Raw genomic sequence first — 23640 nt, 5'->3', positions numbered from 1 at the left:
TTTTGATTTAGCTTAGGTTTTCTGAGATCAGTCTTGCTGTATCCATCACTTTCGTCGGATACTCTGAGAGATGTTCCGTCATACGGACGGTGGGGCCGGAGATGCTGATGGCGGCAATTGGTTTTTGGCTGGTGTCAATAACCGGCGCTCCGATACAGGTAAGCCCCAGTTCATCTTCCTCAACACTTAAACAGTAGCCGTTTCTGCGGATCTCATCCAATGATTCCAAAAGTTTTGAAGGCTCTGTGATGGTATGTGGAGTCATTGGGGTAAGGGGAACGTTGTCTAAAAAGTCCTGGATAAAGTTGTCCCCCATAAACGCGAGCATGGATTTTCCGGTCGCGGTGGAGTAACAAGTTTTTGGCAGGCCTACGAATGACTGCATGTGAAACGCGATCGCTCCGTCAATCTTATCTATAAAACGGATATTCCAGTCGTCATCCCATATGGCGAGATGCACGGTCTCGCGGACATTTCTCTGAAGCTCTTCCAAATGCGGGCGGGAAGCCTGCAGAATCTCCATGCGGGCCAGCACAACGGAGCCGAAATAAGAGAATTTCATTCCAAGGCGGCACCGGCCATACTTATCTTTTTTTACAAAACCTCTGGATTCCAGAGTAGCCACAAGGCGAAATACCGAACTTTTTCCCAACTCCAGTTTCTCTGCTATTTCTGTCAGCGTCAAAAAATTATATTCTCCCAAAAGTTCAATGATACGCAGTGCGTTTGTTACGGACTGCAGCATGTATTTTTCGTTCTGTTCGTTCGTTGTATATTCCACAATTATTATCCTTTCCCAAGTTGCTACTATAGTTATAACAAAATGCGGTCCGAGTTGCAACCTTCTTACGCGGTGCGATACCATGAGAATTTGCTGTTTGCATTTTTCTTTGTCAAATTTCTCTTATGGTTCTTCCTGCGGCCTGGAGCATATCTGAATAAATCTGGTATATTTTCCCACGCGGGTTAATTGATAGAAAATAATATAATAAATCTAGTATTGACAAAACAAAAGAGAAGGAATAATATAAGGATATAAAGTTCATACAAAGAACTTAAAGTTCGTATAGAGAACTATTGCAAGGGGGCGATCGGAAAAAAGAAGATAAACATATGTATTTCCGGATAGGAATAATGATCCGGCAGATTATCAGTGGGGGAAAGTTTACCAGAAGTTAAAAGGAGAAAGGAAGGTTCGTATGAAATTGAAAAATTTAGGGTGGCTGGCGTTTGCAATCGGCCTCGTAACCGTAATTCCATTAACGCTGACGGAAAAGCTGCCCGGCGATCTTATGGGGTGTTTCGCATTGATGTTTGTTCTCGGTATCGTCTTTGGCGAGATTGGAGACAGAGTAAAGTTTATCCACGACTGGATGGGTGGGGGCCCAATCCTGTGCGTATTTGGACCGGCTTTACTGATGTATTTCGGGATTCTTCCCGCAGGGCTTAAGGATATTATGAAGAACTTCATGGATAACATTAATTTCTTTGCATTCTTCATTTCCATCATGATCGCGGGGGCGATCCTATCCCTGTCGAGAAAAATTATTATCAAGTCCACATTAAAATTTTTACCGGCCATTTTAGGCGGTCTTCTGATGTCGTGTCTTCTGGCGTTTCTGGTGGGAGCAGTCACCGGTTACGGTGGAAAGAACGCTTTGTTTAATCTGGCAATACCGATCATGGGCGGAGGTGTAGGAGCTGGTGCGCTGCCGCTTTCACAGATCTATTCCGGCCACTTTGGGGGCGAGTCGGAGACCATTCTTTCGGTATTAATGCCGGCGGTAGTACTTGGTAATGTGGCTTCAATAATTCTGGGAGGAATATTAAACCGTGTAGGAAAAAAGAAGCCCACGCTGACGGGCAACGGCCAGATTCTTAAAATTGCGGATCCGGAGCTGGCGAGAGAACTGGAGGAAGAGGATAAAGAGATTAACGGAGCACCGATTACCTATGAAGGTCTGGGAGCAGGATTCTACGTCGCCATGATTGCTTACATGGCGGCCCTCATCGTTAACAAGTTTGTCTACAGCGGGCTTCATACATACGTTTACTTAATTATCATTCTGACCCTGGTCAAGGCATTTGGTCTTCTTCCCAAGCACCTTGAAGTCGGTACAATCCAGTGGTCCAGAACGTGGACAAAGAATCTGCTCTATGCAGCGCTGATTCCAATTGGAATATCCAATATTGATATCGGCAAAACCATTGAAGCGCTGACGAATCCCATCTATTTGGTGCTGGTCCTGGTGATTGTTATTGGCGCAGCCATTGGTGCAGGACTTGTTGGTCATTTTATGGGACTTTATGAGGTAGAGGCAGCCATTGCCGCGGGACTTTGCATGTCGAATATGGCCCAGACCGGTGATCTGGCTACCCTGGCGGCGGCAGACCGCATGGAACTGCTTCCATATTCCTCTTATTCGTCCAGAATCGGAGGTTCCGTCGTGCTGGTGCTGGCGGGAATTCTGCTGAATTTTATTCATTAGCAAAGAGTACAGGAGGAATTGATTCATGTATATCAATCAGGAAAAATGTGTGGGCTGTGGTAAGTGTGTGCCATACTGCCCCAGAGATGCAATACGGATTGAGATGAGGAAGGCGGTTATCGATTTAGACGCATGTGTAGAATGTGGTGTCTGCCTTAAGAATGCCGGATGTCCCCGGGATGCCATCTATAACATTCATCTGGAAGCACCAAGAGCTTACCGGAAGGCATTTTCGGATCCATTTGGAAAACATGAGAATACTGCCCTCAAACATGCGGGAAGAGGGACGGAGGAAGTAAAGACCAACGATGTGACAGGCGTAGTACATAGCCTTGATATGATTACTTTTGCGGTGGAGCTGGGACGCCCGGGCGTCGGATCGACGTTCCGTGATCTGCAGACAATCCTGCAGGCAGCAGCCCCTTATGCAGAAAAGTTTGAGGTTAATAATCCGGTTACTTCGCTGATTATAGACAAGGAGAAGGGAATTCTCGAACCGTCTGTGCTGGATGAGATTGTAATGAGCGCTATTGTGGAGTTTTCCTGCAGACTGGAGAATGCAGACTCGGTGCTTCGGGCGCTTAAGGAGGCTTCACATCACATCGATACGGTATTCAGTCTCTGTATTATCTGCCGCGTAGATGAGAGGGACGATTCCCTTCCGGTCATGGATATTATAAAAGAACTGAATTTGGATCTTCATGCAGCATCGGCTAAGACGAATCTCGGACTGGGAAGGCCGCGCTACGAAGACAGGATTAAGGAAGGGGGTGCCGCGTTATGACACATACGCTTCACAGAGTAAAGACCCGCTCCGGGCAGACGGACGATTATGTGGTATTAATCATGCCGGCACGCGGAATTAATAATCAGAACAGTGTTGAGATATTTAAGAAATACCTGGATCTTATGGCTCAATTTGATCCGGTTAATATGGGGGCCATCGGCTGCGGTAACTTTGCAACGCATACTTTGGAGGAGATAAAGGCGAACTTAAAGCCGGAGGTTCCCATGGTTCATGGAGTATTTGATACCAGGGACAAGCTGATTGAAGTCATGAAGGCTCTAAAGGAGGCCGATTACGGATATTCCGTTGTCGTCTCAGGACTGGTGGACGATGTGGACTGCTGTGCAAAAGCGGCTGGTATTAACCGTCATTCTGTGGATATTTCCCTTGGAATCTGGGGGAATGTGGATAAACTTCCTGAGACTCAGATTCTGGAGATCACCACCATGTGCGGCCATGCCATGATATCGGCTGGCCTGGTCACAAAGATGGTGGAAGACATAAAGGCAGGCAGAAGGACTGCAAAGGATGCTGCGAATGAGTTATCGAAGCCCTGTGCCTGTGGTATCTTTAACCCGCATAAGGCTGAACGGCTGCTTTTAGAGCTTGCAGAAAAATTATAGGACGGAGGGGGATACGTGATTAAACTCAAGTTTTTTGGCCTGGGAGGCCAGGGAATTGTGACTGCAGCGAAGACTCTGTCCGAGGCGGTTTCCATCTATGAAGAGGAGTATGCGATAACTGTTCCGGCCTATGGACATGAACGGCGCGGAGCGCCAGTCAATACCAGCATTATGATAGACAGCAAACCGGTTCTGTTAAACTGTTTTGTCTATGAACCAGAAATTGTCCTTGTTTCTGACGCGAGCTTTCTGACGCGGGAAATAGATATCGGAGCAGGTATTTCTGGAAATGCGGTTCTGGTACTCAACACAGGAGACGAGGGTATCGCAGGACAGTTTAAGGAGAAGTTCGGATTCAAAGAGGTCTATTATGCGGATGCCACGCGTATTGCAGTAAAGAATATAAAGAGAAACATTCCCAACAGCGCCATGCTGGGTGTTCTGGCGAGGACCGGAATCGTAAAAATAGAATCCGTGATGGCGGCCGTTAAATCTACCTTTGGAACAAAGGCGGGCAGTGCAAATGCGGATGCGGCAAAGGAGGCTTACGATGAAACTGGAAAGATTTAGAGCTGAAGGGCCGATTGCCACCGTATTTGGGGCGGTGAATACAGGTTCCTGGCGTCAGGAGTATCCGATGGTGGATTACGAGGCCTGCATTAAGTGCGGTACCTGCCAGAGATATTGCCCTGTTGACGCCATAACAATTCGGGCAGATCAGGAAGAATGCGTGGTATTTGCCTGGGATTTCTGTAAGGGCTGCGGAATCTGTGCCAATGAATGCCCGAAAACGTGTATTAAAATGGTGCCCGTGGGAGGTGAGAGATAGATGGCTCAGTATAAAATGTTGGATGGCAACGCGGCTGCGGTACAGGCTGTAAGCATGGCCGGAGTAAAAGTAGTTTCCGCATATCCGATCACACCTCAGAGTCCCATTGCGGAAAAGCTGTCAGATTTGATTGCACAGGGAACGCTGGATGCAAAATACATCCGTGTAGAATCGGAGCATTCTGCTTTAAGCTGCGCCCTGGGAGCCCAGCTCACCGGAGTCAGGGCGGCTACAGCGACAGCATCGGTGGGCCTCGCGCTCATGCATGAAATCTGCAACGCGGTATCCGGTATGCGTGTTCCTATGGTTATGCCGGTGGTGAACAGGGCTCTGGCGTCGCCATGGAGTCTCTGGTGCGACCACCAGGACAGTATGGCGGAACGAGACAGTGGCTGGCTTCAGTTCTATTGTGAAAATGTGCAGGAAATTTATGATCTGCTGCTGATGGCATACCGAATTGCGGAACACGAGAAGGTTCTGCTTCCGGCGATGGTATGTTTTGATGGCTTTTTCCTGTCTCACTCCATGCAGAAGGTGCTGGTTCCGGAGCAGGAAGAGGTGACCGAATTTATCGGGCCGTACCAGAAGAAGAATTTCTGGCTGGATCCAGCCGATCCGGTATTTATCAATGATCTCATCTCTCTGGAAGAGTTTACGGAGATGAAATATCAGATGATGAAGGGATTTGAGGCTGCGGAAGAAGTATTCGGAAAGACGGCGGAAGAGTTTGAGGCCAGATTTGGACGAAAGCTTCAGATGCTGGAGGGATACCGGACAGAGGACGCCGAAACAATTCTGGTAGGTATGGGTTCCATGATGGGAACTATGAAGTACTTTGTCAATGAGCAGCGGGAAAAAGGTGAGAAAGTTGGGGCGGTAAAGGTAACGTGTTTCCGGCCATTCCCGGCAAAGCAGATGAAGATACTGACACAGAATGCGAAACGGATTGCCGTGTTTGACAGAAGCGCCGGTCTGGGCGCCATGGGCGGACCTCTCTTCCAGGAGACGGTGAGCGCCGTGGGCGGAGGCTGTATAGTGAAGGATTACATAGGCGGGCTGGGCGGCAGAGATGTAAATCCGGCAACAATACAGCGTATGTATGACGATATTCTGCATGCAGAAGCTGCTTCAAATATTCCTGTGTGGATTGATACAAAGGAGAATCCAATGGATATCAGGGAGGTGCTCAGATATGTATAAGATCGAAACAGAAGCGAAGGGCCTTGTATCCCATGGAGTAAATGCATGTGCCGGCTGCGGCTTAGAGCTTGTTTTCCGGAATGTTGTCCAGACTTTAGGAGAGGACACGGTCGTCATTATTCCGCCGGGCTGTGCGGCGCTTTTCAGCGGTATTGACAATGTAACAAATATGAAAATCGCCGGTTACCAATGCAACCTGGAAAATACAGCTGCGTCGGCCGCAGGGGTGCGGGCCGGACTCGACGCGCAGGGAAATACTCATACGACGGTACTGGCCTTTGCCGGAGACGGCGCTACCGCAGATATTGGTCTTCAGTCGCTGTCGGGAATCATGGAGCGCGGCGACCGGGTGCTCTATGTCTGCTATGATAATGAAGCCTATATGAACACGGGGATCCAGGGGTCCAGCGCCACGCCATACGGTGCTAATACGACTACGACTCCTGCTGGTAAACCCACATATAAGAAGGATCTGCTGAAGATTGCAATTGCCCACCGCATTCCGTATGCAGCTGCGTGTTCCGCTGCAAATCTGCCGGACCTGGTGAAAAAAGTAAAGAAGGCCAAAGATGTGGATGGCCCGGCGTTACTGCACGTACATACGCCATGCCCCACCGGCTGGGCATACCCGCCTGCGAAATCCATCGAGGTATGCCAAATGGCGATCGAAACCGGGGCTTGGGTTCTGTATGAATACGAAAATGGCCGGATCACAGTGAACAGAAAGGTAAAGGAATTAAGGCCAATCCGGGATTATTTATCGCTCCAGGGACGTTTTAAGAAGATGACAGAGGCGGACATGGAAGTTTTACAGAAAGAGACGGCTGCCAGATACAGAGAGCTCCTTGCATCAGAAGGCTGAATGGAGGAGGAGAGATGGAGAAGGAATATCGCATTCTTATTACAAATGGGGGCTCTACCTCTACCAAGATTGCCGTACGTGAGAATCATGAAGTACTTTTGTCGGTATCCGTTAAGCATACGACTAAAGAGCTGGAGCAGTATCAGACCATCTGGGATCAGTATGATTACAGAAAACAGGCTGTTTTAAAAGTGCTTGAGGAAGCCGATATCAAATTGGATTCTCTGGATGCCCTGGTGACGCGTGGAGGTAATATGCGGGCCGTGGAAGGGGGGATCTATGAGATCGGAGAACAGATGCTCGAGGATATGAAAAGCGGTCTCTATGGCTCTCATCCATGTTCGGTCTGCAATCAGATTGCCTATGATATGGGAAAAGAACTGGGAATCCCGGCCCTGGTTGTGGATCCGCCCATGACGGATGAACTGTGCAGTGAAGCCAGGTTTTCCGGCAGCGCTGCCATTCAGCGGATATCCAGCTTCCATGCGCTGAACCAAAAGGCGACAGCGCGGAAGATCTGTGGGAAAATGGGGAAAGCCTATGAAGATACGGATATGATTGTCGTTCATCTGGGCGGAGGCATATCGGTAGGTGCTCATAAAAAAGGCCGCGTGATCGATGTCAACAATGCCCTGGATGGCGATGGCCCATTCTCACCGGAAAGATCCGGCGATTTGCCGGTAGGGGCTCTGATCCGGCTTTGCTATTCCGGACAGTACACCTGTCAGGAGATGCTGCGTCAGATCAATGGGCGCGGCGGTCTCGTCAGTTACTTGGGAACCGCGGACTGCTTAGAGGTGGAACAGCGTATCAAAGAGGGGGATGAGCTGGCTGAAGCCATCTACAGGGCCATGGCATATCAGGTGGCAAAAGCGATCGGAGGAGCCGCCGCGGTTCTGTGCGGCCACGTGGAGGCTATTGCATTTACCGGCAGTCTGGCATTTTCAGAGTGTTTTATCGGGCTGATAAAAGAAAGAATTGAGTTTATTGCACCGGTCTATCTTTATCCGGGCGAAAATGAGATGGAGGCGCTGGGAGACGGTTGTCTCCGGTACTTAACCGGACAGGAAGCGAAAAAGGTATATCCATATACAGATCGGGAGGCAGATGATGATAAAACGGATCAGAGAGATTGAACAGTATTTAGACAGAGAGAATCCGAGAGTGATCGGAGTAGCCGCGGCCGAAGATCAGGATATCATGGAACTTGTAAAAGAGATGGAAAAACGCCGCATTGCCCGGTTTGTATTGGCAGGAGACGGCGGCAAAATCACAGAGCTTCTGGAGGAAAACGGCATTTCAGAGGACACAGCAAAAGTAGTAAACTGTCAGGATCACGGTGAGGCGGCCAGAACCGTTGTGAGCCTGGCGAAATCCGGTGAGTGTGACCTTATTATGAAAGGGAACCTTCATACATCAGTATTTTTAAAAGCTGTACTGGATAAGGAAAATGGATTGAACACCGGAAAGCTGCTGTCACAAATTACAGTATACGATAAACTCGATGGGGCTGGAATTCAGTTAATGACAGACTGCGCCATGGCCATAGAGCCTGGCCTGGAAGACAAGAAGGCGATCATAGAAAATGCAGTGGAACTAATGCGCCGGCTGGGATATGACTGTCCCAGAGTAGCACTGATATCAGCCCTGGAAGTGGTAAATCCCAAAATCCCGGATACAATGGAGGCCGCGATACTGAGCAAGATGTGTGACAGGGGCCAGATAAAAAACTGTATTGTCGATGGCCCTCTGGCGTTGGACAACGCCGTATCAGAGGAGGCGGCTCGTCACAAAAATATTACAAGTCCCGTAGCGGGACACGCGGACATTCTGGTGTTTCCTAATTTACAGGTGGCAAACTGTGTCTTTAAAACGCTTATTTTCTTCGCAAAAATGGACACCGCCGCCGTCATCATGGGAACAAAAGCACCTGTAGTCATGACCTCGAGAACAGATACCGTAGAAAACAAAATGATGTCAATTATGTTTTCCATCTATCTGTCAGGAAAGCCGGATGTCAGTCACTCATAAAATTGTCTAACTGCTTTTCTGACAATACCAGAACACAGCGCCAGCTCGCCCGTGACCAACCGGGCGAACCAGCGCTGTGTTTGCATCTATTGATGCACTGCATTCTGCTTCCTGTATTGATTCGGACTAATCCCCGTAAACTTCTTAAATATCTGCGAAAAATACGACTGCGAGGCAAATCCCGTGCTGGCTGCAATCTCGGCAATCGAATAATCCGTCTGTGTGAGCAGATCCTTGCTTATCTGAAGACGGCGCTGGATCAGATAGGTGATGGGTGACATTCCCAGATACTTGGAAAAGGTGTGTGATAAGTAAAACTTGTTGATATGGGTGGCATCTGCCAGAGAATCCAGGGTAATCGGCTGTGCGTAATTTGCATCCAGATACCGCTTGGCGCTGGCGCATTCCTTAGGCATGCGGGAGGCATCTGTGGAGATGATGCCGAACTGGTCATTTCTCGTAATATAGATGAGAATAACTTCCAGAAGGTCGTGGCATACCTGTTCGTAACCGTTCTTTTTTTCCTTGATCTCACGAAGCATCAGCTGGGAAAAGTTCAGCAGGTTCTTTTTTTCGGCGGAATAGTTATAGTAACCATAGTTTTCCGGGACATCCGGAGTTCCGAAAGAGAAGGTCAGGCCTTCAACGCCGAATACGATATACTCTAACGGTTTGGAATCCAGGGACTTCTCCGTGTGTTCCACATTGGGATTGACAATGACCATATCATTCTCCTTAACCGTGATCAGCCGGTCTTCCACCAGGAATTTTCCCAGGCCGCTGATGACATAGAACAGCTCGGTAAAATGATGGGTATGGGGAAGACTCTGCCAGTCACCTTCATATTTGGAGGTAGAGGCGTACAGGAGCTGGAAATTCAGTTTTTGGAGTGTTTCAAGATTTTTATCAAAATTCAATCGTTCGTTACTCATAGGGCTACCTCTTTAAATTTTACAGGCTTTTTAATTATCTTGCCAGGAAATCGCAAAATGATAATAAATAAACTGTTTCTCATACGTAAAAATACCAAATAAAGTCCTTTTATACTGTCTATTATAGGTGATTTGGCCATGAAAGGAAAGCTTTTTATTATTACTGGAGCAAGATATATAAAAAGTAAGAATTCTATGGGGACCATGCCAGTGAATGCCCTCTTTTCCACTTATTGTCAGCTTTATTTAAGAATATAGTTCTGGTATTGGTAAGATGTATATAGTATACTGTATTGTATTACATTTCTTATTATAAGGAGGAAACTATGAAAAAATATTTAACACTTCTTTTGAGCGCGGCCATGGTATTATCCCTGGCAGGATGCGGCGGCGGAAAAGATGCCAGGACGATTTATGATGAAGCTTCCAAGAAGACTTCTGAACTGCAGGAAATGGATATCGAGACAACGGCTGCCATGACGATGACTCAGGGGGATCAGACCATCGACTTATCGACGACCATGAATATTCAGATGACCGGTGCGAATACGGATGATATGAAGTACCTGGCAGCCGGAAAGACCACGATGGCGGGTCAGGACATCGATGTGACGATGTACTATGAGGGCGGCTATTACTACATGGAGACCATGGGACAGAAGTTCAAGTACGCCATGGATTTAAACCAGCTCATGGAGCAGGTTAAGCAGAGCACGGAAGGCGCCAACATGGAATCTTCTTATATGAAGGAAATCAAGGCGAAGAAGGACGGAGATAACCAGATCCTCACATTTACGGCTGACGCGGAAAAGATGGATTCCTATGTACAGGATATCATGGGCAGTATGAGCGGAGCGATCGCCGGAGCGGAAGACGTTGCTTATAAGATCAAATCGGCCAGCGGAGAAGCGGTTGTGAATAAAGACGGCTATTTCTCAAGCATGAATATCAAGATGAGCATGGATATGACGGTCCAGGGAGAAACAGTTGGAGTGGAGATGGATACCGACGCCATTTATCATAATCCGGGCCAGGCGGTCACATTGACTGCGCCAGACCTGGAGGGCTATCAGGAAATCGATCCTGCGGCTCTGGGAACCCAGCAGTAAGCAGACAGCGCTGCACATTCTTATGAGGAGAATGTGCAGCGCTGTTTTATCATCATGCATATTCGGAAGAACGATGGAATCGTCATTGGAGCGTTCGAGTGTCGCATTGCTGTACTGCGTGATGGTCTTGACTGTCTCGCCGTCGATTTCCTGTCCATAATCGTAAGAGAGGCGGTATTCGATCGTCAGCAGGCGTCCCGATGAATCGATGACGGCTTTCAGTGTTTCGGCGGTATAATTCCGGTCGATGGCCTCGGCGCCGGTCTCCTCCAGTTCCTTCTGCTTGGACTCCAGAGAGCTTCTTTCATACTGCTTCAAGTCATCTTTAGCCAGTTCCCGTTGATACCAGTCCATCGCTTCGTCGTACATGACCTTAGAGGGAAGAGAAGATTCCTTAAGCTGTTCAGGGCTGCGGCTAAGCGAAATCGTGGTCCAGCCGCCATCCTTATCGATGGAAGCTTCTGCGAAGTCTTCCGGAGCGATGCGGTGCCCGTAGATCCACAGGCGCTTTTTATAGTCTTCGTTTCCGGAGGGGCTGTCGGTGGTGTCGTAAACCCAGCCTTTCTCCACCAGCCCGGGATGACTGCCCGTATCACTGCCGGCATCGGAGGGGATATGGTACTCGTCTTTCTCCTTATCAAATATCCGGTAATAGTGATCATCGCCAAGAAGCTCATGCTCTACGGTCAGAGTGGAGCTTTTGTCACTGGAGGAGGTGGTAATATAGTAGTCACGGCCTCCGTCCCCGGAGACGCAGATATACGTAGTCTTCTGGCCGTCATAGTTTTTCTCATCGAAAAGTGCACCTTTGGAGACCGTAAATTCATAACGGTCCAGGGCCAGATCGTGTTCAATCGCGGCATTGATGGCGTCTGCCGCTTCCTGCAGTTCGTGTTCCCTGTTTTTCCCGAAACAGCCGGAGACCATCAGGGAAGCGGCGGCCGGAACCAAAAGCCATTTACTTTTCCGTAACATCGTAATCCCTCTTTATTCTTCGATGACCTGGATTTCCAGAAAATCGAAATCAATGTGTTCGATAAAGTTGTCCTGATAAAAACGCGCCTTGTCATGAACCTTAAACTCGTGAATGGTGGCGTCCAGCCAGATCGGCTTACCCAAATCAAATTCATAGCAGATATCATCAAGAGCCTGGAATACCATGGCGGTTCTGGACATTGAGTAATCGGAGATGCAGATAACGGTATCCCGGACGAGTCTCGTGTCTTTTATAATCTTTCCCCACATGCGAAACATAGAATCTTCCTCCTCCCGTATATCTGTGGTTTTTATAAAAAGTGTATGCAGTTGATTATATCATCCTGGCGGGAAGCAGTGCAAGGGAAAAAACTTGAGATTAAAAATTTGTAAAAATGAATAGAATATGATAGAATCAAGTTAGCGTTTTTTGTGGAATAAAATCGGATAAAACCGAAGGAGGACGACGACGAATGGCACAACCGATAACAGACCAGGTCGGATTCCTGTCAGAGGCATGCAGAGCCGTACAGGAGCTGTCTGCGAGCAAAAATTCACTGGATAAAATACGCCTGGATGAGAAGCGTCTGGAGAAAGAACTGGAGGCGGAAAAGAAGGCAGTGACGGATGCGATCAGTCTGACTGTGAAGAAGCGTATGGAAGAAATTAACGGTTCCTACGACAAGGAGATAGCAAAAGGACAGGACCGGTTAAAGCGGGTTCGGAGCAAACGGGAGAAGGCGAAGAGCCAGGGCGTGAAGGAACGGATTGAGGAAGAGACGAAGGAACTGCGGGATGACAACCGGGAACTGAAGCTGCAGATGAAGACGGCGTTCCAGCAGGACCGTGTGCCGCGTTTCTGTAAATCCACATGGTACTACTCCCTGTATTTTACCAGAGGATTCTCAGAATTTCTGATTTTACTGGTGACGATTCTGATTTGCTTTCTTGCGGTTCCATGGGGAATCTACATGCTGCTTCCGCAGAAGTCCAACTATTATCTGGCGGGGATCTATTTCGTGGCTGTCGTTGTCTTCGGAGGACTCTATATTCTGATTAATAATAAGACAAAGGTGCGTCATCAGGAGACGCTAAAGCAGGGACGGAAAATCCGCGATTTAATGAGGACGAACGATAAGAAGATCCGTGTCATTACCAGCGCGATCCGGCGCGACCGGGACGAGGCTGTGTATGATCTGGAAAAGTATGACGATGAGATCGCTCAGATCGAGCAGGACCTGGCGGATATCACCAGCAAGAAGAAAGAAGCGTTAAATACATTTGAGAAGGTGACGAAGACCATCATTTCCGATGAGATTGCCGGCGGAAGCAGGGAGAAGATCGAACGGCTGGAGGCTGAGCTGCGCCGTGCATCGGATGAGGCCAAGGAAGCCGAGGTGAAAGTGAAGGAGCAGACACTCTTTATCACGGATAATTATGAATCCTATCTCGGAACGGAATTTATGGTGCCTGAGAAGCTGGATGAGCTGGCTGATTTTATACGGCTGGGGAAAGCCACTACGATCAGTGAGGCGGAAGCACTTTATAAGAGTGTAAAGGGATAATGAATATATAATAAGAGAAAGACGCGGTGCAGAACTTCTATTACAGCAGATAGAAGTTCTGCACTGCGTCTTTTTAATTGCTGTTTTTTCGCTTCCGGCTACGGCAGACGCCTCTGAAGCAGATCCCAGTCCGAGTTTACGATCAGTTTCTCCGGAAAGGAGATGCTTCTTAACATCTTTAATGCCGCGTCGTGGCTGCCGACCGCGTATTTGGAATGGGCGTCGGAGCTGACCAGTACGGAGACACCATATTCCATGCAGAGCCGGGCGACGGTTTTACAGTTCTTATCGCTTCCGGGGCGGACTATAAAGGAGTTGGAGTTGATCTCAATTAACTTTTCCTCCTGGGCGCATGCCTTGATGACGGCCTCATAGTCGCATTGAAAAACCGGATTCCCGATGTGCCCCAGACAGTCCACATCGGGATTTTTCAAGACCTCGATGAGCCCTCGCGTGTGATCTGCCGGTGAGGCGGGAGCAATGGCCTCCGCATGATAGGAAGCAATGACGATATCCAAATTCTTTAAAATGGATTCAGGCAGGTCCAGCTGACCGTCATACGACTTGATATTCACTTCGGCGCCTTTGTAAAAACGAATACCGTAAAGCTCGTCCGGAAGGTTTCGTAAACACAGAAAGTGAAGCTCCATGGCGCCGTCCAACATCCCGGGACCGTGATTGGTAATGCCAAAGGCTTTAAAACCTTTAAACTTTGCGGCCATTGCCATCTCATCCAGAGTGCTGTAAGCGTGCTGGCTGACGCTGGTATGCATATGTAAATCCGCGATTGTTTTCAAACACACCCCTCTTTTCTTCTTATATAATTTTGTAGTAAGATAAACTTATTATAATGTTTAGTAAACAAAAAATCAATACAATCTGAAAAAAATACGAAAAAACTAAAAAATAATATAAACTTTACAAAACATTTACTTATAATTTTATTGACAAAATTAGTCAACATGCTATAATCTAACTATAAAACATCAATAAATACGATGAAAAAAGTGATTTAGCACAAACTGGGGCCAGGAAACTAATGGAAACGTGAAGAGGGAAAGTTTACTAAATAGAAGCAAAAGGCAAAAAACAAAAAGCAAAAGCAAAGACAAAGATAAAGGTAAAAGGTAAAAGACAAAAGGAGGAAACAATGGGAAGCGTATATGCAGAAGGGCAGGAGTATCACCTGCAGATTAAGGAGGGAGATGTCGGCCGGTATGTAATTCTGACCGGTGATCCGGGAAGATGTGAAACCATTGCAGGGCTGCTTGACCGTCCGGAGAAAAGGGCGGTAAACCGGGAGTATGTTACCTGTACCGGATATTTAAATGGGGAGAAGGTCAGCGTGGTGTCCACCGGAATCGGCGGGCCGTCGGCGGCCATAGCCCTGGAGGAGCTGGCGCACTGTGGGGCCAGTACCTTTATCCGCGTTGGAACCTCGGGAGGTATGCAGCCGGAAGTACTGGGGGGAGATGCGGTGATCGCCACAGGAGCTGTGCGCATGGAAGGCACGAGCAGGGAGTACGCCCCCATCGAATATCCGGCAGTTGCGGATTATCAGGTGGTTATGGCTCTCAAGGAAGCGGCAGACGCGGCCGGACAGCGCTGCCATCTGGGCGTCGTGCAGTGTAAGGATTCCTTTTACGGTCAGCATGATCCGGATACCATGCCGGTAGCAGATGCATTAAATTCAAAATGGAAGGCCTGGGTACGGTGCGGCGCGCTGGCAAGCGAGATGGAGTCCGCGGCGCTGTTTACGGTCGGACAGGTCCGCAGGCTTCGCCTGGGTACGGTGCTCCTTGTCATAGGAAACCAGACGAGGCGGGAGATGGGACTTGAGGATATCCAGTGCCATGACACCGGAAAAGTGGCAGAACTGGCCGTGGAGGCCATGAAGCGGTTAATAGAGCATGATAAAACCAATCAAAAAAATTATGGAGGGAAGACATTATGAAGAAAAAAGGCAGAGCATTGACGGCAGTATTACTGGGACTGACCATGGTGATGAGCCTGGCTGGATGCGGTCAGAAGAAGGAGAGCACAGCCGATACGGCAGCAGCGGGCAGCGAGGCGGCTAAGACGGAGGAAAGTACGGGAGAAAAGAGCACGTCTGCGGAGATGGAGACAATTACCTTAAAGCTGGGCTTTAACGGAGATTTCCTCACAATGCCGGAAGCGGTACTGGGAGCCGCGGAGAATTTAAATAAGAAGTACGAGCAGGAAGAAAAGAATATCCGGATCGAGTTTGAGACGGATTATCAGACCATCGACAACAGTGAATACCATAACAACATCGTGTTTGCACATAAGAGTGGGGACGCACCGGATATCTTCATCTGTGACGCCGATGTGGCCGGATTCGTAAAGGCCGGATGTGTTCTGGATATCACGGATGTGATGAGTGATGCATTCGTAGACGGCGTATTCACACCGACTATGGTGGATGGAAAAGCCTACGCCATGCCTTTCGACCTGCCGCTTCGTGTAATCTATTACTCCAACAAGGACCTGGCGGATATCGGATGGAGCCAGGACGAGATCGACGCGTTGCCGGAAAAGATCCGGGACGGGGAATTTACTCTGGAACAGTTTATGGATCTCTGCAGTGAAGTGGTAGAAAAAGGCGGAGCGAAGTACGGTCTGGTTCACAGACCAGGAGCCGGCAATGACTTTTTCGATATGTTAAATGCGTTTGGCGGTCAGTATTACGATGAAAACGGCAGCCTGGTGTTTGACGAGGCCGGAATAACGAGATTTTTTGAGAGCATCTACGAAAATGCCAACACGACGAAGATCACACCTCCCAACTTAAACCAGCTGGGTTGGGATACAATCAATAAGATGGTAGGTACGGGAGAAGCCTTCGCCTACTACGGTCCGATGTTCTCCGCGACGTATGTGGCGCAGGCGGCAGGACTGGAGACAGAAGAGTTTGCGAAGAATGAGACGTTTGTGTTATTCCCGAAATCCGAATATACGGATGCCCCGTTTGCAACGGTAGCGCCTCAGATGATGGCGATCAGCGCCGATACAAAGTATCCGGATGTCTGTAAGGATATTTTCCGCGAACTGGCCGGCGATTCCAACTCTCTGTTAGCAAAACATGCAGGCACCATCTACACACTGTCCTGTATCAAAGAAGCCAATAAGAACCCGGAAGTGACGGAGAATCCGATCCTTAAGAATGTAACTTACATGGCAGATTACGCAAGGTCCGTTCCGGCAATCAACAATTTATCTTCCTTAAAGAGCGAGATGTTCACACAGATTGTCTCCCTCGAACTGGGACAGACGACTCCGGAACAGGCGGTTGCCGACTTGAAGACTCAGATCGAACTGAATGTTGACAATGTAATTTTCAAATAAAAACAGTAAGGTTTGCCGCTGCTGCGCCAGGAGGTGTGAAAGATTCCGGCGCAGCAGCATTTAGGAAGGCGGTTCCTCATGAAAAATAAAAATGGACAGGCATATATGTTTTTAACGCCTTTTTTGATTTTGGTGACGATTTTCTATGTAATCCCGGCCGTACTGACTGTGGTGATGTCATTTACGAATCTCGATTCCTCGTTTGTGTGGGAATTTAACCATTTCAAAAATTTTATTAAGATATTTAAAGATCCAAATACGCTGGTCATTGTAAGAAATACCCTGATCTTTGTCGGGGTGGCGATTGTGGCGACGGTTTTCTTAAATCTTCTGTTCGCCGTGCTCACTACATATTTCGTTAAGACAGAGCGGTACTCCAGCATATTTAAGGCGATTCTGATGATCCCCATGATCACACCGGCGGTTGTGTATTCCGTACTCTGGATCTGGCTGTTGGAAGCCGGCGAGGGAGGAATGGTCAACCGGGTCTATTTATCCTTTGTGGACTCCCAGCCGATTAACTGGATTGCGAAGTACCCGATGCAGATCGTCCTCTGCGCGACGATTCTCGTCAATATTGCGTATGGAACCATTATATTTTCTAGCGCGATCAAGAGCATTCCCGAAAACCAGTTTAAGGCGGCCCATGTGGATGGGGCGGGAGAATGGGAGATTATCAAAAGCATTATCATCCCCAATATCCGCTACCACATCCAGTTTATCGCCCTGTGGGAGGCGCTGGGGCTTCTCACGAACTACGTGACGATTCTCCTCATCACCAACGGCGGACCGGGAATCCAGACCGAGGTCTGGTCGCTGTCAGCCTACCATAAGGCGTTTAACGACCAGCAGTACGGATACGGCGCGGCTATTTCCCTGATGCTGATCCTGGTGGTACTGGTTCTTATGATCCTGATGAACAAAGTCATGCAGAAGCAGAATGAAAGATAGGGGGGAGAACAAATGGCAAAGGTTACGTTAAGCAAGACGGAGAAAAAGAAACAGAATATCGCGATCGCGGTACTGGTTCTGCTCTGCGCACCGATCCTGTATCTGTATATCAGCTTTTTCAGCCTTGCTTTTTTGGGCGCGGATGGCGCGTTTACATTAAGCAATTTCGATTTCCTGTATAAGCCCATGAAGCTGAAGCAGACAACGATTCAGCCCATTGGAAAATCATTTGTAAATACGGTTTATTTTACAATCATAGTCACTCTGAGTGAAGTGGTCATCAGTTGTCTGGCCGGGTATGCGCTGTCGAGACTTCAGTTCCGGGGAAGGAAAACGATTCAGTATTCACTTCTGATTCTGAGGATGTTCCCAAACCTGCTCTTACTCATTGCCGTGCTCTATGTTCTGATTGCACTGCATATCGTCAATACCATGGTGGGCGTCATTCTGGTCGCCATCGCATTCCGGATTCCGGGGTCCACCTTTATTATTAAAAACTTTTTTGATGGGATACCGAGGGATATCGAGAATTCCACGCTGGTGGACGGATGCAGCAGGCTGAGCGGTTTCTTCCAGGTTATTATCTATCTGGTTAAGCCAGGCATCGCCTCGATCTCGATTTTCTCATTCCTCAGCGCATGGTCCAACTATATCTTGTTTAACACGCTGATTTTCAATTCCAAGACGCCGGTTATCGCCACGTACCTCCATTCCCTGTCGCGGAGTGAGCAGATGATCGCGGATTACGGTGTATTTGCGGCAATGGCAATCGTATACATGCTGCCGGTATTCGTATTTTTCGTTATATCTCAGAAACAGTTGATGGAAGGCAATATCGGAGGCGGAAAGGGAGTATAATTATGATTTCAATCAATAAACTGCGTAAGGAATTTGACCAGGGCGTCGTGGCGCTGGACAGTATCGATCTGGAGATCCGGGACACGGAGTTTGTCGCACTGCTGGGGCCGTCGGGCTGCGGGAAATCCACAACCTTAAACTGCATCGCCGGACTTTTGGATGTGACCAGCGGGCAGGTGATATTTGATGATGCGGATGTGACGAACAAGGCGCCAAAGGACCGGAATATCGGTATGGTATTCCAGTCTTACGCCCTGTATCCCCATTTAAAGGTAATTGATAACATTGCGTTCCCCTTAAAGCAAAAGGGTGTATCGAAGGAAGAACGCCATAAAAAGGCGAGGGAAATGGCGGTAAAGCTTCAGATTGAGCATCTTCTGGACCGGAAGCCGACCCAGCTCTCCGGCGGCCAGCAGCAGAGAGTGGCCATGTGCCGCGCCCTCGTGAAGGAGCCGAAGATCCTGCTCCTGGACGAGCCGATGTCTAACCTGGATGCCCGATTAAAGATCGAGATCCGCGAAGTAATTAAGAAGATTCAGCAGGAGTTAAAGGTTACATCAATCATCGTGACCCATGATCAGGAAGAGGCCATGGCGATTGCGGACAAGATTGCCATTCTTGACAACGGAAGAATCCAGCAGTACGATACTCCTGAGATGCTTTATCAGTATCCGGCCAACTTATTTGTGGCTAATTTTATGGGGAATCCGCCCATGAATTTTATCGATGCCAAGCTGGAGACGGTCGGGGAGAAGCTAATGTTTACCATTGGGGAGTCTTCCGTGGAGGTATCCGGGCAGCTTCTCGAAAAGCTGAGACCCCACACCGGCAGGCCGGTTAAGCTGGGAGTTCGCTCCCATCAGATCAGGGTAGGGGCGGAGCCGGCAGCCAATACCTTGCCGATGGAGGTCCAGATGGTGGAGAACTTAGGCAAGGAACTGCTCTTAAGCGGGGATGTCCACGGCTGTCACGTGCGGGTATCCGTGGATGATACGTCTGCCTTTGGGCGAATGAAGGCGCTGGTGGGCGACGGTGAAAAACGTGTATATCTGCGGTTTGCGGATTTTATAAATGTGTTTGACTCTGAGACGAAGGTGAACCTTGTATTATGAGAGAATTATTAGAACATGCGGACCGGGTGCTGATTGGCGGGCACAGAGGCTGTGCCTGCCGTTACCCGGAAAATTCCATAGAAGCCATGGAGCACGGCCTGCTGTCGGGCGCGGATTACCTGGAAATTGATATTCAGCTGACGAGGGACGGTGTGCCCGTGGTCTATCACGATACCGCTCTGGAGAAACGGACCGCTTTGCACGGATACGTTCACGAGCATACGCTGGACAGGCTGCGGGAGAACTGTCCGGGCCTCTGCACCTTTGAGGAGGCCATGAGATGGGGCAGCGAAAGAGAAGCGTGGTTCGCGCTGGAGATTAAGACAGTTCCCCTGGATATGCAGGAAGTAAACTTCCGTCTGCTGGAGGCCATGGTTCCTGTTCTGGAGAGAACAGGCATGAAGAAGCGTGTATTCGTATTCGGTCCGGATTATCAGGTCCTTAAACGGATGAAGCAGCTGGATCCGGAGGTGGAGATCGGCCTGATCGTTCCCTTTATCCCGGAGGACCCTGTGGAGCTTATGAAGTCCATGGATGCGATGGTCTATTTAACGTATATCTATAATATAACACCGGACATGATAGACGGACTCAAGGTACACGGATATTATGTGAGCGGCGCTATATTAAGGGAAGAAAAATGGATGGAACGGGCATACGCATGCGGCGTAACCATGTTTGAAGCCGATTATCCGGAAATGGCGCGCAGACTGGGACGTGCAGGACGACAGAGCGGACGGAACCGCGAAGGCTGTAAGCTGTAACAAAAATACGCATAAAACAGCAAACCACAGGAGACCGCGTGATTGACGTATAGTGATGATTCTGATATGATAAAAAATAGTAAAAACAGGTGAAGGAAGGGGTGATGTGTGTGGCAACATTATTGGATATTGCGGAGAAGGCCGGCGTGGCCAAGTCTACGGTTTCCAGAGCGCTGAGGGAAGATCCAACGCTTTCTATTACAGAGGAGACGAAGGAAAAGATCTTTTCCGTAGCGGAAGAACTCCAGTATAAGATGAAACAGGAGAAGAAATTAAAACGATGCCGGAACATTGCGATCGTTCATAAGGACACACATTTCATGAACCAGATTGATAACGCGTTCTATTTCTCGATCAGGAGTGCCGTCGAGGAAACGTGCTATCAAAAGAATATCGGGTTCACATTTGTCCCTTATTCCTTCCTGGATTCGTTTGACCGACAGATCGACGGAGCGCTGGTCGTGGGGAATTTCGACCGGAAAGAGGTGGATACAATCTGTGCCGCGGTGAGGACCGGCTGTATGGTGTTTGTGGGCAAGGTGAATTACTACCCGGACCGCATGGACTGGATCTCTTACAGCATTAAGGACTGTGTTTATAAGGCCATGGGGCATCTGGCTGCCATGGGACTTAAGGATATTGCCTATCTCGGCGGGTATGACAGCGAGGATACACCGGAGGAGTTCAGCAAGTTTTCTTATTTTAAGAAGTTCATGGCCGAGCAGAAGCAGCTTCATTTTGCCGGTTCCATGGTCGGGGAACACGGCGTGGAAAGTGGTTACCAGATGATGAAACGCTGGCTCCGCGAGAAGAAGGCGGTTCCGGATGCATTTTTCGTATCCAATGATCCGATTGCCATCGGAGTGATCAAGGCGCTGAATGAGGAAGGAATCTCCGTGCCGGACAGCGTATCGGTGATTTCCATAAACGGGGACAGCTCCGGCGAATTTTCGTTCCCGGCCCTGACCACAGTCGATGTCCATACGGATGCCATGGGGCGGGAAGCGGTGGAGATTCTGGAGGAACGGATCGAAGGAAAGCGGAAGCTGATTAAAAAGGTGGAATACCAGGTGACGCTGGTGACACGTGGAAGCGTGGGGAAAATAGAATAAGAGAGTATGGGAGTCCGGTTTCTGCCGGGCTCTTTCTTTATTTGGGAAACTTTAGAAATGTAAGAATTGTTAAGAAGTATCCTCTTGACGTATGGCGCCCTTCCAGTATACAATGAAGGTATACAAATGTATACCAATACATGGCAACGGAAAGAAGGAACGGATATGGGAAGAATCGCTCTGTCAGACGGAGAATGGAAGGTCATGAATGCGCTGTGGAAGCAGCCGCCCAAGACCATCATGCAGCTAACAAAGGAACTGAAGGAGGAAACGGACTGGGGGAAAAACGTAATTATCACCATGTTGAACCGATTGGAGGCAAAGGGAGCCGTGATCCATGAGGAGGGAGGACGTGCGAAGCAGTTTTATCCGGCAGTCGACCGGGAAGATACGGTGCTGGAGGAGACAAAAGGGTTTCTGGAACGCGTTTACGAGGGGAGTGTGACCATGATGGTGGACGCCATGGTGAATTCCGGTTCCCTCTCGAAGTCGGATATTGAGGAGCTTTATGATATATTACAGAAGGCGGAGGAGGAGACGAATGACTGAGACCCTGATTACCTCATCTGTCATCATCCTCATGCTGTGCGCGATCCGCATCCTGTTCAAAGGGAGAATCAGGCCGACCGTGCAGTACGGCCTTTGGGGAATCGCAGCGGCGCGTCTGGCTCTGCCGTGTTTCTACCCGGTGATCCGGTGGTTTGGAAGCCTGCAGAGTCCGTGGAGTATCATGAATGCGGCGGCGCCGCTGGCCGACCGTCTGGCGGTCCGGGCTCACGCTGTCACAGTGCCTTTCGGCGCGGTTCCGGTTAGTCCCGGTCAGTTAGGCGCCGTGCACGCCGGACTGGAGAATGCCGCGGCCAATCCCGGTACAGCTCTCATATCCGGGGCGGAGCAGGCGGGGCTGTCCGGATGGATTGTTCTCTTTCTCGGTATCTGGATTGCAGGAAGCATCCTGCTGTTTCTATGGCTTTCTGCCGTACATATCCATATGGGGAAGCGTCTCATGAAGCAGAGGACGCCGTACGAAGGCTCGGTTCCGGCGTGGTCGGCCGTGCCGGTATACTGGGCTGGGGACATTCCGACACCCTGTTATTTTGTATATTTTGGGAAGAAGGGGATCTATCTGCCGGAACGGCTTCAGAATGATCCGGAGGCCGCCCGTCATGTGGTGGTTCATGAGGCGTGTCATGCCGGCCACCGCGACCATATCTGGGGGTGGCTCCGCTGTGTCCTGCTGTGCTGTTACTGGATCAATCCCTTCGTCTGGCTGGCAGGCTATTTATCGAAGCGGGACTGTGAGCTTTCCTGCGACGAGGCGGCTGTCCGGCGGCTGGGAGAGGCAGAGCGGTTCGCCTATGGGAGGACGCTGATCGCCATGGCAGCAGGCAGAAGGACGCCGTGGAAGTTTCTGAGCACAGCCTCCGATATCGGAAATGGTAAGAAGTCCATGAAGGAGCGGATCTGGACGCTGGCTCACCATCCGAAGACGGGGCCGGTCACCGCTTTGGTGATCGCGGCGGCGGCCATAGTTCTGATCGTTTGTACTTTTACCGGGAAAATGGGGAATGGAGCAGACTCTGTTCCGGGTATGGCCGAAATTGTGGCGCTGTCTGAGCTGCCAAAGGATCAGAATCTGTTGGAGGCGATCCGCAAATGGTGGCCGGAAATCCCTTCTGAGGATAAGGAGAATGAAACTGAGGCAGAATTGAATTATGTCAACCAATATCCATTTTCATATCGTGGTGAGACGTACCGGCTTCTGGTGAGTGTCTTAAAGGAGGAGGGCAGCCTGGATTACGCCTCTGTCATACGGGAACCTACCGGGGAATGGCTGAACATTTATCAGACGCCGGAGGCGGTGGAGCACTATGGCATGATTCTTGCCGGGGGTGAAGAAACAAAAGAATTTTTCCCACAGTCCGAAGCCGGGAAAGATGAAGGCCTGGATTATTTATATGATTATTCATACGATTATACGGCGCAAAAGGAAGGAACAGCAAGCTGGTATATCGATCATTACGCGAGCAGCGAGTTTATAATGACGATATTCGGTCCTTGTGCGAATCCCCGGA

Annotated in this window: 24 protein-coding genes; 20 read left to right on the top strand and 4 right to left on the bottom strand. The window is 49.2% G+C overall.

Features of this window, described 5'->3' with window-relative positions; translation table 11 throughout:
• Positions 1–7 precede the first annotated feature (7 nt).
• Positions 8–781, bottom strand: coding sequence for an IclR family transcriptional regulator (locus tag ACLTD4_RS03180; protein ID WP_412331124.1), 774 nt, complete (start codon positions 779–781; stop codon positions 8–10).
• 418 nt (positions 782–1199) lie between these two features.
• Between ACLTD4_RS03180 and ACLTD4_RS03175 the strand changes: the two genes are divergently transcribed.
• The 9 genes from ACLTD4_RS03175 to ACLTD4_RS03135 are packed head-to-tail and all read left to right on the top strand — an operon-like array spanning position 1200 to position 8821.
• Complete coding sequence (locus ACLTD4_RS03175) at positions 1200–2489, top strand: 2-hydroxycarboxylate transporter family protein (protein ID WP_055658378.1); 1290 nt, start codon at positions 1200–1202, stop codon at positions 2487–2489.
• Between the two features lie 25 nt (positions 2490–2514).
• The gene (locus tag ACLTD4_RS03170) at positions 2515–3273 is read left to right on the top strand and encodes a DUF362 domain-containing protein (protein WP_390472394.1); all 759 of its coding nucleotides are present in this window, start codon (positions 2515–2517) and stop codon (positions 3271–3273) included.
• The gene (locus tag ACLTD4_RS03165) at positions 3270–3899 is read left to right on the top strand and encodes a hypothetical protein (RefSeq protein WP_187023491.1); all 630 of its coding nucleotides are present in this window, start codon (positions 3270–3272) and stop codon (positions 3897–3899) included. Before ACLTD4_RS03170 ends, ACLTD4_RS03165 begins: the two co-directional genes overlap by 4 nt.
• A gap of 15 nt (positions 3900–3914) precedes the next feature.
• On the top strand, positions 3915–4469 hold the full coding sequence (locus ACLTD4_RS03160; RefSeq protein WP_055658382.1) for a 2-oxoacid:acceptor oxidoreductase family protein: 555 nt from the start codon (positions 3915–3917) through the stop codon (positions 4467–4469).
• Entirely contained in the window at positions 4450–4728 is a 279-nt protein-coding gene (locus ACLTD4_RS03155) for a 4Fe-4S binding protein (protein ID WP_117622205.1), read from the top strand. Before ACLTD4_RS03160 ends, ACLTD4_RS03155 begins: the two co-directional genes overlap by 20 nt.
• A complete protein-coding gene (gene porA / locus ACLTD4_RS03150) occupies positions 4729–5928 on the top strand; it encodes a pyruvate ferredoxin oxidoreductase (RefSeq protein ID WP_117622206.1) in 1200 nt (399 codons plus the stop codon).
• The gene (locus ACLTD4_RS03145) at positions 5921–6790 is read left to right on the top strand and encodes a thiamine pyrophosphate-dependent enzyme (RefSeq protein WP_117622207.1); all 870 of its coding nucleotides are present in this window, start codon (positions 5921–5923) and stop codon (positions 6788–6790) included. Before porA ends, ACLTD4_RS03145 begins: the two co-directional genes overlap by 8 nt.
• A gap of 14 nt (positions 6791–6804) precedes the next feature.
• A complete protein-coding gene (buk, locus tag ACLTD4_RS03140) occupies positions 6805–7926 on the top strand; it encodes a butyrate kinase (protein WP_412331123.1) in 1122 nt (373 codons plus the stop codon).
• Positions 7898–8821, top strand: a complete 924-nt coding sequence (locus ACLTD4_RS03135) for a phosphate acyltransferase (protein ID WP_243008279.1) — start codon at positions 7898–7900, stop codon at positions 8819–8821. The genes buk and ACLTD4_RS03135 overlap by 29 nt, the downstream gene beginning before the upstream one ends.
• A gap of 86 nt (positions 8822–8907) precedes the next feature.
• Here ACLTD4_RS03135 and ACLTD4_RS03130 read toward each other — a convergent pair whose 3' ends face one another.
• On the bottom strand, positions 8908–9753 hold the full coding sequence (locus tag ACLTD4_RS03130; RefSeq protein WP_055658394.1) for an AraC family transcriptional regulator: 846 nt from the start codon (positions 9751–9753) through the stop codon (positions 8908–8910).
• 326 nt (positions 9754–10079) lie between these two features.
• Between ACLTD4_RS03130 and ACLTD4_RS03125 the strand changes: the two genes are divergently transcribed.
• Positions 10080–10862: a DUF6612 family protein gene (locus tag ACLTD4_RS03125; protein ID WP_055658397.1), complete on the top strand. Its 783-nt coding sequence runs from the start codon at positions 10080–10082 to the stop codon at positions 10860–10862.
• Between the two features lie 987 nt (positions 10863–11849).
• Here ACLTD4_RS03125 and ACLTD4_RS03120 read toward each other — a convergent pair.
• On the bottom strand, positions 11850–12116 hold the full coding sequence (locus ACLTD4_RS03120; RefSeq protein ID WP_002605495.1) for a hypothetical protein: 267 nt from the start codon (positions 12114–12116) through the stop codon (positions 11850–11852).
• A 194-nt stretch (positions 12117–12310) separates the two neighbouring features.
• Here ACLTD4_RS03120 and ACLTD4_RS03115 point away from each other — a divergent pair, with 194 nt between their 5' ends.
• Positions 12311–13402, top strand: coding sequence for a hypothetical protein (locus ACLTD4_RS03115; protein WP_055658401.1), 1092 nt, complete (start codon positions 12311–12313; stop codon positions 13400–13402).
• 98 nt (positions 13403–13500) lie between these two features.
• On the opposite strand, the gene ACLTD4_RS03110 is transcribed toward ACLTD4_RS03115, so the two are convergent.
• On the bottom strand, positions 13501–14205 hold the full coding sequence (locus ACLTD4_RS03110) for a phosphatase (protein WP_320922099.1): 705 nt from the start codon (positions 14203–14205) through the stop codon (positions 13501–13503).
• Between the two features lie 347 nt (positions 14206–14552).
• On the opposite strand from ACLTD4_RS03110, the gene udp reads away from it, so the two are divergent.
• From udp to ACLTD4_RS03065, 9 genes are all read left to right on the top strand, one after another.
• On the top strand, positions 14553–15356 hold the full coding sequence (udp, locus tag ACLTD4_RS03105; protein WP_412331122.1) for a uridine phosphorylase: 804 nt from the start codon (positions 14553–14555) through the stop codon (positions 15354–15356).
• Entirely contained in the window at positions 15353–16768 is a 1416-nt protein-coding gene (locus ACLTD4_RS03100) for an ABC transporter substrate-binding protein (protein WP_412331121.1), read from the top strand. Before udp ends, ACLTD4_RS03100 begins: the two co-directional genes overlap by 4 nt.
• A gap of 78 nt (positions 16769–16846) precedes the next feature.
• Positions 16847–17719 (top strand): carbohydrate ABC transporter permease, encoded by an 873-nt coding sequence (locus tag ACLTD4_RS03095; protein WP_002605500.1) that lies wholly within the window; start codon positions 16847–16849, stop codon positions 17717–17719.
• Positions 17720–17731: 12 nt separating this feature from the next.
• Entirely contained in the window at positions 17732–18577 is an 846-nt protein-coding gene (locus tag ACLTD4_RS03090; RefSeq protein ID WP_412331120.1) for a carbohydrate ABC transporter permease, read from the top strand.
• 2 nt (positions 18578–18579) lie between these two features.
• Entirely contained in the window at positions 18580–19689 is a 1110-nt protein-coding gene (locus ACLTD4_RS03085) for an ABC transporter ATP-binding protein (RefSeq protein WP_412331119.1), read from the top strand.
• Positions 19686–20453, top strand: coding sequence for a glycerophosphodiester phosphodiesterase (locus ACLTD4_RS03080; protein ID WP_412331118.1), 768 nt, complete (start codon positions 19686–19688; stop codon positions 20451–20453). The genes ACLTD4_RS03085 and ACLTD4_RS03080 overlap by 4 nt, the downstream gene beginning before the upstream one ends.
• Positions 20454–20557: 104 nt before the next feature.
• Positions 20558–21565 carry a LacI family DNA-binding transcriptional regulator gene (locus tag ACLTD4_RS03075; protein WP_002605504.1) on the top strand — a complete coding sequence of 336 codons (1008 nt, stop codon included), beginning with the start codon at positions 20558–20560 and terminating at the stop codon, positions 21563–21565.
• Between the two features lie 165 nt (positions 21566–21730).
• Positions 21731–22114 carry a BlaI/MecI/CopY family transcriptional regulator gene (locus tag ACLTD4_RS03070; RefSeq protein ID WP_412331117.1) on the top strand — a complete coding sequence of 128 codons (384 nt, stop codon included), beginning with the start codon at positions 21731–21733 and terminating at the stop codon, positions 22112–22114.
• Positions 22107–23640 (top strand): M56 family metallopeptidase (locus ACLTD4_RS03065; RefSeq protein WP_412331116.1); only part of this gene is annotated, 1534 nt, incomplete at its 3' end. The genes ACLTD4_RS03070 and ACLTD4_RS03065, both read left to right, overlap by 8 nt.

The sequence above is a fragment of the Hungatella sp. genome, assembly GCF_046966825.1.
This window is presented reverse-complemented; position numbering and strand designations above follow the sequence as displayed.